Here is a 13,952-nt window from a genome sequence, read left to right on the forward strand (position 1 = left end):
TAGCGGTGGGTCAGGCGACATCCATGTTGAATGGGCCGCCGCCATCGCCAGCAAGCTGGCTCCTACAGAAAACGCCATTCCAACCAGACAACAAAAACAATCGGACACCCACGGGAAGTCCGCCTGGAGAAACAGCATGAGCCTTAACGTACTGGAGGCGGGCGCGAGCCCGTCCGTCAACCACGACGAAGAAAAAGCCCTGGTCAGCAAGGTCGCCTGGCGCCTGATGCCGCTGATCATGGTCTGCTACCTGTTCGCGTTTTTCGACCGCATCAACATCAGCTTCGCCAAGTTCCAGTTGCAGGCCGACCTGAGCCTGAGCGACACCGCCTACGGCCTCGGCGCGGGGCTGTTCGTGGTCGGTTACGTGATCTTCGAAGTGCCGAGCAACATGATGCTGTACAAGGTCGGCGCACGGCGCTGGATCGCCCGGATCATGATGTCCTGGGGCCTCGCCACGGCGGCGATGGTGTTCGTCAACAGCGAATGGCAGTTCTACGCGCTGCGCTTTTTGATCGGCGCGATGGAGGCCGGTTTCGCGCCTGGCGTGCTGTATTACCTGACGCTGTGGTTCCCGCAGCACTATCGCGGGCGCATCACCTCGATGCTGTTCCTGTCGTCGGCGTTTGCCGGCCTGGTCGGCGCGCCGTTCTCCGGACTGGTGCTGCAACACCTCGACGGCTTCATGGACATGCGCGGGTGGCACTGGTTGTTCCTGCTCGGCGGCGTGCCCTGCATCGGCCTCGGCTTGCTGGTGCTGACCCTGCTCAAGGACCGCATCGAAGACGCCCATTGGCTGACACCGTCGGAGAAAACCCTGCTGGCCAGCCGCATTGCCCACCATGAACCGCACAAGAGCGGCGGCTCGTTGCTCGCGGCGCTACGGATTCCCGGTTTCCTGACTCTGGGGCTGATCTACTTCCTGATTCAGGTGGCGTCCTACGGCTTGAATTTCTGGGCGCCGCAGCTGATCCGCAGTGCAGGCACCGAGAGCCCGGTGATGATCGGCCTGCTGACCGCGATCCCGTACATCTGCGGGGCGATCAGCATGGTGGTGATCGGGCGGTTGTCCGACTCGACGGGTGAGCGGCGCAAGTTTGTCGCCGGCCTGGTGGCGGTGGGCGCGCTGGGGTTTTTCTCTGCGGGGATCTTCGCCAACCACACGACCTTCCTGATCGTCGCGCTGGGCCTGCTCGGCGCCGGGATCATCGCCTCCATCCCGAGCTTCTGGACCCTGCCACCGAAACTGCTGGCCGGTGCTGGCGCCGGGGCTGCAGGTGGGATTGCGGTGATCAACACCCTCGGCCAGTTTGGCGGCATCGTCAGCCCGGTCATGGTCGGCCGGATCAAGGACCTGACCGGCAGCACCACACCGGCGCTGTACGTCATCGGCGTCTGCGCGCTGATCGCCGTCGCGCTGCTGCTGTGGGGATTGCCGCAGAAACTGCGCACGCTCGACAAGTTCTAGGCCCGCACAACCCGTAGGAGCCGGCTTGCCGGCGATGGGGCCCTCAAAATCTGCCTCAAGATTTCAGGCCGCCATCGCCAGCAAGCTGGCTCCTACAGGATCGGGGCATTCAGTTAAAAATCATTACTCCTGAAGCCTGCACAAAATTGTAGGAGCCGGCTTGCTGGCGATAGGGCCCTAAAAAACTGCACCGTAACTCCTGACCGCCATCGCTGGTAAGCGCAACGCCATCCAAGCGATCTGGTCATGCATCAGCCGTTGCACGGGTTGTATGAGCCGATTGAGCAGGAGATATTGCACCGCCTATCTTTCGACGCCCGAGGTAATCAGCTTGCTAACCGGCCTCAACCACCTGACCCTCGCCGTCACGAACCTGCCCCGCAGCGTCGAGTTCTATTACGACCTGCTGCAACTGCGGCTCGATGCCACCTGGGACACTGGCGCCTATCTCTCCTTGCCCGGCCTGTGGCTCTGCCTTTCCCTCGACCCGCTGCGCAACACCGAACCCGCCGCCGACTACACCCATTACGCCTTCTCCCTAAGCGCATCCGACTTCTCGGGCTTCGTCGAACGCCTGCGAGCGGCCAACGTCGAGGAATGGCGCGATAACCGCAGCGAAGGCGCGTCTTTCTATTTTCTTGACCCGGACGGCCATAAGCTCGAAGCCCATGTCGGCGATCTGGCGTCGCGGTTGGCCGCCTGTCGACAAAAGCCCTATTCGGGCATGAAGTTCTTCGACGATCAGTCGGTAGATGTCCCTTGACCTGATATAGACTTGCGCCCATTCACCAAATGGTACAAAAGGATTTCCCGATGACCCCATCGCTGCTATTGGCCGTGCTCGCCTCGGGCTTCATTTACGGCATCACGCCGGGGCCCGGTGTACTGGCGGTGTTCGGCATTGGCGCGGCGCGGGGGCGAAAGGCCGGGGCGGGGTTTCTGTGCGGGCATTTGCTCGGGGACGTGATCTGGTGCAGCACCGCGTTGATCGCGATTGTCGGTGCGCGGGAAATCGGCAGCACCGCGTTTGACGTGTTGGGCGTGCTCAGTGGGCTCTACCTGTTCTGGCTCGGTTTGCGTGCCGTGCGCGCCAAGCGCAGCAGTGCCGAAGCGCCGCAAGGCCCGGCGCGGCAGCCGTTCTGGCACGGCATCATGTTCGGCCTGACCAATCCGAAAGCCTATCCGGTGGCGGTGGCGACCTTTACGGCGTTGCTGTCGAGCCGCGCGGAACTGCTGAACTGGTCGATGCTGCCGTGGTTGATTGTCCTGAGCTTCGTTGGCGGTCTGCTGGCCTACGCTATCCTCATTGGCATCGTCGGCGCTCGCCAGGTGCGCAGCTTGTATCAGCGGCATGAGCTGGCGATTACCCGGTTGTGCGGGGTGATGTTTATCGGTTTCGCCATCAACGCCCTGGTGCATGCCTTGCCGGGGCTGATGCCGAACAAGACTTGAAACCGATCGCAGGGAGGCGACGGTTGAATGGATGGGGGCAGGGATGGTTTTTTTATTGCTGAATTGTCCGGACACGCTCTCTGCACCATGACCACCAGGAATTCCGCGCCGCTGGCGAGTTACATCGATCTACTGCTGGACGCCGTTTGCGCGGTCGATAAACAAGGTCGCTTTGTTTTCGTCAGTGCGGCGTGCGAGCGCATTTTCGGTTATGCGCCGGCCGAGCTGGTCGGCCAACCGATGATCGAACTGGTGCACCCCGCCGATCGCCAGCGCACCCTCGACGCCGCGCGAGACATCATGGGCGGCGAACCCAAGCTCAACTTCGAAAACCGCTACGTGCGCAAGGATGGCCGGGTGGTGCATATCCTGTGGTCCGCGCGCTGGTCGGAAGTCGATCAACTGCGCATCGCCGTGGCCCGCGACATCACCGAGCGCAAGCAGGCCGAGTCCCGTCAAGCGGCGCTGTATGCGATATCCGAAGCGGCCCACGCGGCGGAAGACTTGCTGGCGCTGTTCAAGCGCATCCACCTGATCATCGGCGAATGGCTGCCGGCGCTGAATTTTTCCGTCGCGCTGTATGACGAGCACTGCGCCCAGCTCAATTTCCCCTACCACGTCGACGACAACGAGCAGCAACCGGAACAGCCTGGAACGGTGACCGGACGCTTGTGCGCCGAGGTGATTCGCAGCGGTCAACCGATCCTGCTGACGCCGAATCAAACCAACACCCCCGCAGGGTTCGAAGCGCTGGTCACGGGCCAGCATTCACCGTGCTGGCTCGGTGTGCCGCTGAATTCGCAGAACGGCACCATCGGCGCGCTGATCGTCAAAAGCGTTGCGGGTGGCGAGCGCTATACCGAGCAGGACAAGGAACTGTTGCAGTTCGTCTGCGCCCAGGTCGCGACCGCCATCGAACGCAAGCAGTTGCATGCCCGGCTAGAGCGCATGGCCCAATACGATCAACTGACCCAATTGCCCAATCGTGAGTTGCTCCGTGACCGTCTAAAAGCCTCGCTCGCCCTGGCCAAACTGGAAAGCGGACGCATGGCGTTGCTGTACGTCGACCTCGACCGTTTCAAAGAGGTCAACGACACCCACGGCCACGCGGTCGGCGACATGCTGCTGCAAGCCGTGGCCAATCGGCTCAAGGGCTGCGTGCGGGAAACCGACACCGTGGCGCGCATCGGTGGCGATGAATTCGTGGTGTTGTTGCACAGCATTCAGGCCGCTGACGATGCTGACGGTGTAGCCGGAAAAATCCGACAGGTTTTGGCCCAGCCACTGCGGCTGGACGGCCACAGCCTGAACATTCAGCCGAGTATCGGCGTCGCGCATTTTCCCGAGCATGGCACCGAGGAAAAGCAATTGTTCCGGCATGCCGACGAGGCCATGTACAGCGCCAAACGGCAAAATCACCTGCGGGCGGAAAGCTGACTACTGGCCGCCGTTCGTCGCATCAATGCCAATTTCTCTAAACCTTTGCAGTGATCGAAATTCAGATTCTATGCGGGCCACAGCTCGCCGCGATCAATACCAAGAGGTAGAGAATCATGCCTAACTCAAGAAATTCCAACACGGAACACACAGCCACCGATCGAACGAAAGCGTCTGAAGCTGATCGTAAAGGTGGGAAAACTACCACCACGTCTGTCGATAAAGAGCCGATGAAACCTGGTATGGCCCGCAAAGGTGGCCAGAAATCCAAGTAGTGGTGGACGTGGTTTTGATTGAGAGGCGGGAGCGAAAGCTCCCGTTTGAATTTTAAATTGAGGAGGGCGCGACCATGAGCCGGATGGCCACCCGTTTACGCGATGCCAGTTTTGCCATGTTGCTGGGCCTGTGTGCCAGCAGTGCTTTTGCCCAGTCCCCCGCCGAATTCATCAACGATGCCTCGGCCAAAGGCATGGCCGACATCGAAGCCAGCCGCCTGGCGCACCAGAAGTCCGAATCCAAAGAGGTCAAGGACTACACCATCGTCGTCATCAACGACCGCACCACCGCCAACCAGCACCTGGCGAAAATCGCCAAGCAACTCGACTTGCCGGTGGCGCCACGGGAAGAAGTGGTCGACAAGGCCAAAGCCTTGATGCCGGAAGTGAAAGAGGGCGCCGCTTTCGACCAGGAATATGCCGCCAGTCAGGTGAAGACGACCCAGGAAGCCATCGAGCAATTGCAGCAGCAAGCGCAAACCACCGACGTCCCGGAAATCAAAGCTTTCGCCGAAGAAACCCTGCCCAAATTGCAAAACCACCTGCAAATGGCCAAGGCCCTGCAAGCCGGTCGCTAACGCACACTCTGTAGGAGCCGGCTTGCTGGCGATCCAGACAGCGCGGTGTGCCAGACACACCGCCGTCGCTCGCATTTAGCAGTCGTTCAAATCCTGCTTATGCTTGCCCTTAGTCACCAACCCCGCCAGACCATGCACCTCGTCTTCACCCATAGCGCGATAATGCTTACGCAGCGCCTCCAATTGCTTAAGGTCCAGCGCCTCAAGCCCAAGCATCGCGTTCTGCGCCTCCTTGTTCACCCGCAGCAACTCATCGATTTTCAAATGCAGAATGTCGGTATCGCGGTTCTGCGTATTCTGAATCAGGAACACCATCAGGAAAGTAATGATCGTGGTCGAGGTGTTGATGATCAGCTGCCAGGTATCGTTGTAATCAAAAATCGGCCCGCTCAACCCCCACAGACCAATGAGAATCAACGCCCCCATGAACGTCTTGGGACTGCCGGCCCACAAGGCGAGTTTCTGCGAGATTTTTGCGAATTTCATTGCCGTGTTCCTTATAGGGATGCGCCTGAATTTGTGACAGCGCGGGGGCATTGAAAATTCTGCTTACGTTTTTGTAGGGTGTGAGAAATCCCTTGGTCTGGAAATGTTTGAAAGAAATCACTGTGATTCGTAATTCCTGAATGGAATCTTTCTTTGTGTCGGTTTGTGTCTACTATCAAGGGCAGTCAATTTGCCAGCATGCAAAAAACACGGATCGAAAACAGCTAAGAGGCTACTCATGGAATTCTTCGAAAAGCTAACAAGTCTCGCCGCCAAAGTTCGTTTGCAGAGTGCTGCAATTCAAACGGAAGAGGCGACCAAGAACGCATTTGTCATGCCCTTTATCAGCACGGTGCTTGGTTACGATGTTTTCGATCCGACCGAGGTAACTCCCGAATTTGTTTGCGATATCGGAACGAAGAAAGGGGAAAAAATTGACTACGCGATCATGAAGGCTGGCGAAGTTCAGATCCTGATCGAGTGCAAAAAAATAGGCGAGCCGCTACACATCAATCACGCATCACAGCTGTTTCGTTACTTCCATGTCACCAGCGCTCGTATCTCAATCCTCACCAACGGCCAGGTCTACAAGTTTTTTACTGACCTGGACGCACCCAACAAAATGGACGAGAAGCCATTTCTCGAACTCGACCTTCTGGATATTGACGAATACTCCGTACCTGAACTGGTAAAACTCACCAAATCAGCGTTCGACGTAGACTCGATCATCAGCGCCGCTGGGGAATTGAAGTACGTCAGCCAAATCAAAAAAATCATCGCATCGCAGGTCAGCAAACCCGACGATGATTTTGTGAAGGTGTTCGCTTCGCGTGTCTACGACGGTGTGATTACTCAGAAAGTCCGTGAGCAGTTCCATGAGCTGACGAGAAAGGCGGTGGTGCAATTCCTCAACGACCAAATCAATGACCGGCTCAAATCGGCCATGAGCGGCGCTATTCAACCCGCGCTGGCCTCTTTGCCGGTTTCTTCCAGCGGGGGCGAACAACCGGAATTGCGGGACGAGTCGGAGGACAAAGTTCTGACAACGTTGGAGGAACTTGAGGGGTATCACATCGTCCGTGCAGTGGTCCGCTCAGTCGTTGATGCCAAGCGAATCGTTCAGCGCGATACCCAGAGTTACTTCGGTATTCTGCTCGACGACAACAACCGCAAACCGATCTGTCGTCTGCATTTCAATCGCTCACAAAAATACATCGGCATTTTTGACGAAGAGAAGAACGAAACCCGGCATGCAATAAACTCTGTCGATGACATCTACGAATATTCAGATCATTTAAAGAAGACCGTCGGATATTACGATTGAGACCTATATCTCGCGACGGAAAAAACCGGCCGATAAAGCCGGTTTTTTTTTGATGAGGCGTTAGCCCTCGTTTCTCGCCAAAGGTGGAATGGAGCAGAGCCTGTCAGTCGTTGTATCGTAGCGAATCGTTGTCAACCACAGCACGGCAACACACCGACAGGAGAGCGCAATGAGTTGGTCCGCCAAGCAATACGTCGCTTTTGAAGATGAACGCACACGCCCGGCCCGCGATCTGCTCGCGGCGATCCCGCCCGTTGACGCGCGCTCGGCCATCGATATCGGCTGCGGTCCCGGCAACTCGACCGAGCTGTTGGTGGAACGCTTCACCAGCGCCACGGTGCGTGGCGTCGACAGCTCGACCGACATGATCGAAGCCGCCCGCAAGCGCTTGCCGCACGTGCAGTTCGACACCGTCGATATTGGCACCTGGAGTGACAAGGGCCCATTCGATGTGATTTTCGCCAACGCGGTGCTGCAGTGGCTGCCCGATCACTCGACGTTACTGCCGTCGCTCGCCGCCCGACTGAACACGGGTGGCAGCCTGGCCATCCAGATGCCCGACAACCTCAACGAACCGTCCCATCGCCTGATGCGCGAAGTCGCCGCCGATGGCCCGTGGGCCAGCAAGTTGGCGGACGCCGCCGGGCAACGCACGGAAATGGCCAGCGCCAGCGATTACTACTCGATGCTGCGACCGCACTGCGCACGCGTCGATGTGTGGCGCACCACCTACCATCATCCGCTGGCGGACGGCGCGTCGGGCGTGCTCGAGTGGTTCAAGGGCAGCGGCCTGCGCCCGTTCCTCGAACCGCTGGATGACGCGGAAAACGCGCAATACCTCAAGCAATACCACGCCGCGATCGAACAGGCGTACCCGGCGCTGAGCGATGGCTCGGTGCTGCTGCCGTTCCCGCGCCTGTTCATCGTCGCGACCCGCTGAAGCCAAAAAGGGGCGGATAACGTTGCACGTTATCTGTCCCTTCGCTTGGTGCTCAAGTAGTCAAAAAGAAACGAAGCAAAGCCGAATAACCCGATCATCGAAATGATCATGAGCCCCAACTCTGAATTGTCCATGCTGATCTCTGTATGAAAGGTGAGAGGGCAGGGTAGGGAGTTTTTGGGCGGGTTTGTGGGGGCGCTACGGCTTCTTTACTGGGTGGTGGGGATCTATACGAAAACTATACGTGGGCCGGTGAAACGCGGAGAGCGCCCCGAAAGACGCCCTCAAATCACCGCACTACTGTTGCGCATCCATACGTCGTGCAATGACATCCATCACATCGCAGCCATCGCGCAACGGTATGGCGCAGAGCAGTGCGAAGTCGCTGAGAATCACCGAGTCGGTGGATATTTCGCCGCGCATCGCGAGGTTCTCCAGGACCTGTGTTACTGCGCCGATTCTGTAGCGGGCAGAGCTGAGAAGGGAATGCAGCGGTTGGGTGGTGTTGACGTAGAAGGTGGGGAGGTCGTCGGCGTTGCTGGTTAAAGCCATATATTCATTCATGAGTGATTACCTTGAAGTGAAGTTATGTCTTCCACCACTCGATGTCGCCAAACAAAGGGTGGCAGCTGTACGGGGGTTGGCGAACCGGGCAAGGCACAAACCGGCAGACCCGAAGGTCTCCCACGTACAGCCACCAAAAAACAGATAGCCGAGTGCTTTCAGAAACGTTCCGAGCAGGCTCGGAGGTTTCTGTACCTTGCTATCGAGTCGCCAAACCCGATACGCCATTTGGGCGCGTTCGGACTATAGGTCTCATGACAAAGGCACAGCAATGGACAAGTCTACGGACAATTCCCAGAGTCGTGTAGGACCTTGCCTATTCAGCTATTGGCCACTTTTTGGCCATCAGTGAACGGGCAATCGATATCTGCATTTCACTAAATCCGACCCACAAAAAACCGGTCACCTGGACCGGTTGAGTACCATTGAAACAAGGTCATTAGCCCTGCTGCAAAACCTTGAGTGCTGCCGAAGCCAGAAAACCTGAACGGCTTTTCTCTTCAGGGTGATGCAGTACGTATTCGTCGATGCGGTTGAGCAGGTAGCCCGGTAGGGTGATGTTCAGCTTCTGGGCTTTGCCCAGATACTTGGTGACATCGATGTCAACCAATGCCCATGCACAACCCGCGTACTTCGGATTGGCCGCATGCAGAGTGACTTTGTTTGCAGATGGAATCGGTGAGCCGTCCTCCGCCAGGATTTCGAAATGGCCCTCAATGGCTTCGCGAGCCATGGCCATCGCGTCATCCAGATCCTCTCCAGCGGAGAAGCATCCCGGAATATCCGGCACCTCAACGCCCCAAGCGTGTTCGTCATCGCCCATTGAAATCGCAATTGGGTAAAGCATGTTCATTGTCCTCCTGAGTCGCCGCGCATCGGGATCGTCAGAGCAGCGCCTGTTGCAAAATACTGATTGCCGTTTTTTTGAGCAGGTCCTTTTTCGGATGAGGAACTGTCACCAGCCCCGGTTTGGTCGGATGCTTGAAGTGATGATGACTGCCCCTGATGCGAACCAGATACCAGCCATCCGCAACGATTTGGCTTATCAAAAAACGGCTATTCACATCACCTCCGTGTGGTGTGCTTAGGTGGTTACTATACCTACTGATTTTTTTTGATCAACACTATAACCACTGCCGGCGTAATGCTGGGAGGTCAGGTGACCAAACGAGGATAGAAGGATCGGAGGGCGGGGGCCTTGGAATGACTCCCGATTAGGCATTTGCTTTGTTGCAGGATCTTGCATCCGCATACACGGCTGGCGAAGCCCACTCGCCAAGGGCCATTAATCCTTTACTGGTACGAGAAAAACGTTAACAAAACGCAGGTTTCACGCGAAAACGTTAATTTCGCCACTCACACACAAATCCCAGACACAAAAAAACCGGCCCTCAAGGCCGGTTTTTTATTTCCTGCATCCCCCGTCAACCAACAACGTGAGACCAAAATTCGATTGGAGCGGGTGAAGGGAATCGAACCCTCGTTATCAGCTTGGGAAGCTGGAGTAATGCCATTATACGACACCCGCTCAGAGCGGCTGACTTTGTACCAGATGTGCGCGTGGAAATGAAGTTTTTCTTTGCGCGGGATGGCTTTAGCGCAGGTGAAACAGGTCATGGACCGGGTGACGGTCGTTCGCGGGCAAGCCTCGCTCCTACAGGTAATGCTGTGGGGCGGGGCTTGCTCGCGATGACGCTGTTTCAGATGGCCAATGCATGGTGGTCCTGGACGTAGTGGTAACGCGGTCGGCTAGCCTGTTGCGCAGGTTTCAGGAAACCCAGCAGCGCATTGCGGCTGTCTCGGCAGGCGGATTTGTGTTCCATGTCGAGAAAGTGGCCGGTCGCTTCCAGCGTCGTGAACGTGGCGTGTTGCACGTGGTTGGCGAATAATCGCGCGCCATCGGCGGCGGTGTATTCGTCCCATTCGCCGTTCATGAACAGCACGGGCACGTTGATTTTTTCAGCGGCTTTGAAGAAGCACTGGCGGTCGCTGTGCAGCAGGTCGCTGATGTGGAAGTGCATCTGCCCGTATTCGTGATCGGCCAGGCTGCTGACGTGGCGGTAGTTGAAGCGCTTGAACAGGGTCGGCAGGTGTTTGCCGATGGTGCTGTTCACCAGGTTGCCGACCCGGTCGCCGTCGCGGCTGCCGAGGTAGTCGACGCCGCGCTCGAGGTAGTCGAGCATATGCGCGTTGATCTCCGGGGAGAACGAGCTGATCACGGCTTTTTCGATGCGCCGTGGCCGTTGGGCGAGGGCGACCAGGGTCGCGGCGCCACCCCAGGAAAACGACAGCACGTGTTCGGCGGCGAAGTGGTCGATCAGCTCCAGGAGGATCTGCCCTTCGACTTCCTTGGTCAGCAATTTCTCATGCAGGTTGTGGGCTTTTGACCGGCCCGCGTAGGGCTGGTCGTAGCAGACCACGTTGAACTGCGGGTGGAGGTTTTTCACGGTTTGTGCAAACGACGCAGTCGTGGCCATCGAGCCGTTGACCAAGATGATGGTCTTCTCTGCGGCGTCTGCGCGATAGAACTCCGTGTAAACCCGATACTGACCCTGTATATCCAGCACAGCGATTTCTGGCCTCATGTCATAAGACTCCTGGCAAGCGGGTATGCGCGCAATTGAGATTGCACGAGCTTTGTGACAGGTAGGCATATGCCTGGAATTTGGAGGCCCATGTCGATCCATTGCAGTCCGGTCGACGGGTGTTGTTATTGGCGGGCAGTCTGCCGGTCTGAGGCGGAACCCTAGGGTTCTCTAACCGGCAAAAAGTTTCTTAGAAGTATGTTGTGACTCGTCAGTCACATTTCGGCTGACGACCTGATTCAAGCAGGGGAGTCGGCATCGCGCAAGTGCCATTCGTAAATTGTTCGACAACTTCTGCTGAGCGGTAGGCTGCTTAGATCAATCCGATCTCTTCGTCGCTCAGGGGGCGGTATTCGCCCGGTTTCAGCGCACTGTCGAGCACCAACGGCCCCATGCGCTCGCGGTGCAGGCGCAGCACTTTGTTGTCGAAATAGCCGAACATCCGCTTCACCTGGTGATAACGACCCTCGACGATGCTCAGCCGCGCTGACTTCGGGCCGAGCAACGCCAGTTCCGCCGGCAGCGTGGTGAGGTCCTCGAACGCGAAGTACAAACCCTCAGTGAATTTCACAGCATATTCCGGGCCGATATCCTGCTCGGTCTCGACGTAGTAGACCTTGGGCAGCTTGGTCTGCGGCTGGGTCAGGCGTCGCGACCAGCTGCCGTCGTTGGTGATCAGCATCAGGCCGGTGGTGTTGAAGTCCAGGCGTCCGGCGATGTGCAGGTCGTGCTTGTCCGGTTCGTCGATCAGGTCGAGGACGGTCGGATGCTCCGGGTCGCGAGTGGCGCTGACGCAGCCAGGCGGTTTGTGCAGCATGAAATAGCGCGCAGGCTTGCCGGCTTGCAGCACGTCCCCATCGACCTCGACCCGGCTGAACTCCAGCACCTCGGCATGGGGATCGCTGACGATTTTTCCGTCGACCCGCACACGCTTTTCCACCAGCAACAGGCGAACCTGCTTACGGTTGAAGCGGGGAAGGTTGCTGAGGAAACGGTCAACGCGCATGAGTCGGGATCGGCAGGAAACGGGCCGCGCATCTTACGTGATCGGCCACAAGGATGCTTACAACTGCGCCTCGACCTGAGCGCAGCGCGGGCACAGGCAGGATTTGTCGCGCAGTTCGGGCGGCAGGGCTTCGAGCACCGCCGGATCGATGCTGACGCTGTAGCACCAGCAGGCCCGGTCGGCGGTTCGCGGGTCGGCCAATGTGCAGTCGTTGGAGGCGCCGCAGGCCGGGCAGAATTCAGGTTTGTTCATGTAGGACTATGCATAACTGGTGTGAGGCATTTCCGCGCAGGTCCGGTTTCGGCCGGATTGCTTGGCCCGATACATCGCATGATCAGCCCGGGAGAGCAGGGTGTGCAAGGTGTCTTCCGGTTGCAGCGTCGTCAGGCCAATGCTGACCGTCAGGTGCAAGGCGTGATCGTTGTAGGCATAACGCTGCTGTTCGACATGCTGACGAATTTTCTCGGCAATCATCAGACCGGTCTCACCGTCGGTGTCCTTGAGCAGCACGATGAATTCTTCACCGCCCCAACGGCAGACGATATCGGAATGGCGCAGGCAGCTTTCCAGGTCCCGGGCGAAGCCGATCAACACCTGATCGCCGGCGAGGTGACCGTAGGTGTCGTTCAACACCTTGAAGTGGTCCAGGTCCAGCAACAGCGCGGTCAGTGGTTTCGGTTCGCGCTGCGCCTCGTGCATGGCTTGCGCGGCGAGCAGGTCGAAGCCGCGACGGTTGGGCAATTCGGTGAGGCTGTCGAGGGTCGCCTGCGCCTGGATCTTGCCCTGATAGCGTTTGATCACGCGGTTGAGCAGGGCCAGCACGATCAAGGTCACGAGCAGGCAAATCAACAGGTTGAGGTACAGCGACTGGCGGATTTCGTTGAGCGCGCCGTCTTCGCGTTTGTCGACGAACAGGTACCAGTTCAACTCGGGGATGAACCGCACGTTGAGGAAATGGCCCTGGCCCTGGACGGAATATTCGTAGCTGCCGCTGTGAGGTTTTGGCAACTGCCCGACCAGCTCTTTCATGCTCTCGAGTTCGCTGAGTTTCTGGCCGATGTGCGCACCCTGCGGGCCACCTTCGGCGCCGGTGAGCACCAGCCGGCCGAAACTGTCGACGAAGTAAACGCTGCGTTGATAGCGCTGCTGGTACTTGTCGATCAGCTTGATCACCGCATCGACGGTCAGACCAACGCCCGCGGCGCCGATGAAACGGTTGTCGTAGTCGTAGACCTTGTAGTTGATGAAGAAGGTCAGGTTGTCCTTGTTGGCCAGGTCCGGGTCGACGTTGATTTCGTAGGGATCGGCCATGTCGCGAACACGGAAATACCAGGCGTCACGCGGCTCGGTGGCCTTGACCTGCTTGAGCACGCCTTTGGCGTGGTAGTAGGTGAGCGTGCCGTTGGAAACGAAAAACGCGGTGTAGGCGCCGTAGTGGGTCATGACCTCGTTGAGGTAGCGGGTCATCTGGTCGTGGTCGTTTTCGCCGTTCACTACCCAGTCGCGCATGAAGGTGTCGCGGGACATCATCGAGGAAATCAGGATCGGTCGGACGAGGTCTTTCTGGATTTCCGAGTAGACCGTGTCCGAGGTCAGCGGCAGCTCGGTGTTGACGATGTTGTCGCGGATCGAGGCGCGCGAAGCGTAGTAGCTGAGGAATGACGTGGCCAGAAAACCCGCGCCCAGCAGTGCGATCAGCGTGAGCACCAGCGAACGTTGCGAATACAGCGGCGAGTGAAGCGGCATGGCGATTCCGTTGGCAATGATCCGTTGGGGAGCATTCTAGTGGCACTGCGCGGAAATAACTGCGGGATTTGTGGGGTGAATCGGCAAGGAT

At 58.0% G+C, this 13,952-nt stretch carries 16 protein-coding genes and 1 tRNA gene; 8 read left to right on the top strand and 9 right to left on the bottom strand.

The features are described from left to right. The first annotated feature begins 136 nt into the window (after positions 1-136). The 6 genes from ACF6ZU_RS19385 to ACF6ZU_RS19410 all read left to right on the top strand — a co-directional run bounded on the left by ACF6ZU_RS19385 (position 137) and on the right by ACF6ZU_RS19410 (position 5,210). On the top strand, positions 137-1,468 hold the full coding sequence (locus ACF6ZU_RS19385; RefSeq protein ID WP_392886106.1) for an MFS transporter: 1,332 nt from the start codon (positions 137-139) through the stop codon (positions 1,466-1,468). A gap of 331 nt (positions 1,469-1,799) precedes the next feature. Beyond that, positions 1,800-2,231, top strand: coding sequence for a fosfomycin resistance glutathione transferase (gene fos / locus ACF6ZU_RS19390; RefSeq protein WP_392886108.1), 432 nt, complete (start codon positions 1,800-1,802; stop codon positions 2,229-2,231). 50 nt (positions 2,232-2,281) lie between these two features. Further along, positions 2,282-2,920, top strand: a complete 639-nt coding sequence (locus ACF6ZU_RS19395) for a LysE family translocator (protein ID WP_392886110.1) — start codon at positions 2,282-2,284, stop codon at positions 2,918-2,920. 87 nt (positions 2,921-3,007) lie between these two features. Next, entirely contained in the window at positions 3,008-4,357 is a 1,350-nt protein-coding gene (locus ACF6ZU_RS19400) for a diguanylate cyclase domain-containing protein (RefSeq protein WP_392886112.1), read from the top strand. A gap of 116 nt (positions 4,358-4,473) precedes the next feature. Then, entirely contained in the window at positions 4,474-4,632 is a 159-nt protein-coding gene (locus ACF6ZU_RS19405) for a stress protein (RefSeq protein WP_392886114.1), read from the top strand. A gap of 74 nt (positions 4,633-4,706) precedes the next feature. Beyond that, positions 4,707-5,210, top strand: coding sequence for a DUF4142 domain-containing protein (locus ACF6ZU_RS19410; RefSeq protein ID WP_392886115.1), 504 nt, complete (start codon positions 4,707-4,709; stop codon positions 5,208-5,210). A 75-nt stretch (positions 5,211-5,285) separates the two neighbouring features. Here the strand turns inward: ACF6ZU_RS19410 and ACF6ZU_RS19415 are convergent, their stop codons facing one another. Then, entirely contained in the window at positions 5,286-5,696 is a 411-nt protein-coding gene (locus tag ACF6ZU_RS19415; RefSeq protein ID WP_392886116.1) for a low affinity iron permease family protein, read from the bottom strand. A gap of 238 nt (positions 5,697-5,934) precedes the next feature. Here ACF6ZU_RS19415 and ACF6ZU_RS19420 point away from each other — a divergent pair, with 238 nt between their 5' ends. Next, on the top strand, positions 5,935-7,020 hold the full coding sequence (locus ACF6ZU_RS19420; RefSeq protein ID WP_392886117.1) for a type I restriction endonuclease: 1,086 nt from the start codon (positions 5,935-5,937) through the stop codon (positions 7,018-7,020). Between the two features lie 169 nt (positions 7,021-7,189). After that, a complete protein-coding gene (tam, locus tag ACF6ZU_RS19425) occupies positions 7,190-7,960 on the top strand; it encodes a trans-aconitate 2-methyltransferase (protein ID WP_392886118.1) in 771 nt (256 codons plus the stop codon). Positions 7,961-8,257: 297 nt separating this feature from the next. Here the strand turns inward: tam and ACF6ZU_RS19430 are convergent, their stop codons facing one another. The 8 genes from ACF6ZU_RS19430 to ACF6ZU_RS19465 all read right to left on the bottom strand — a co-directional run bounded on the left by ACF6ZU_RS19430 (position 8,258) and on the right by ACF6ZU_RS19465 (position 13,861). Then, positions 8,258-8,524 carry a short-chain dehydrogenase gene (locus tag ACF6ZU_RS19430; RefSeq protein ID WP_392886120.1) on the bottom strand — a complete coding sequence of 89 codons (267 nt, stop codon included), beginning with the start codon at positions 8,522-8,524 and terminating at the stop codon, positions 8,258-8,260. A gap of 439 nt (positions 8,525-8,963) precedes the next feature. Next, complete coding sequence (locus tag ACF6ZU_RS19435; protein ID WP_392886121.1) at positions 8,964-9,371, bottom strand: type II toxin-antitoxin system HicB family antitoxin; 408 nt, start codon at positions 9,369-9,371, stop codon at positions 8,964-8,966. A gap of 37 nt (positions 9,372-9,408) precedes the next feature. Further along, positions 9,409-9,588, bottom strand: coding sequence for a type II toxin-antitoxin system HicA family toxin (locus ACF6ZU_RS19440; RefSeq protein ID WP_007984690.1), 180 nt, complete (start codon positions 9,586-9,588; stop codon positions 9,409-9,411). A 390-nt stretch (positions 9,589-9,978) separates the two neighbouring features. Next, a tRNA-Gly gene (locus tag ACF6ZU_RS19445) sits at positions 9,979-10,052 on the bottom strand. 172 nt (positions 10,053-10,224) lie between these two features. Then, entirely contained in the window at positions 10,225-11,109 is an 885-nt protein-coding gene (locus tag ACF6ZU_RS19450) for an alpha/beta fold hydrolase (RefSeq protein WP_392886122.1), read from the bottom strand. A gap of 313 nt (positions 11,110-11,422) precedes the next feature. Further along, positions 11,423-12,115, bottom strand: coding sequence for a pseudouridine synthase (locus tag ACF6ZU_RS19455; RefSeq protein ID WP_392886124.1), 693 nt, complete (start codon positions 12,113-12,115; stop codon positions 11,423-11,425). 57 nt (positions 12,116-12,172) lie between these two features. Then, a complete protein-coding gene (locus ACF6ZU_RS19460) occupies positions 12,173-12,367 on the bottom strand; it encodes a cysteine-rich CWC family protein (RefSeq protein ID WP_392886126.1) in 195 nt (64 codons plus the stop codon). Between the two features lie 6 nt (positions 12,368-12,373). Continuing rightward, on the bottom strand, positions 12,374-13,861 hold the full coding sequence (locus ACF6ZU_RS19465) for a diguanylate cyclase (protein WP_392886127.1): 1,488 nt from the start codon (positions 13,859-13,861) through the stop codon (positions 12,374-12,376). Between the last annotated feature and the right edge of the window lie 91 nt (positions 13,862-13,952).

This window comes from Pseudomonas migulae (assembly GCF_043225285.1).
Taxonomy (GTDB): Bacteria; Pseudomonadota; Gammaproteobacteria; order Pseudomonadales; family Pseudomonadaceae; genus Aquipseudomonas; species Aquipseudomonas migulae_C.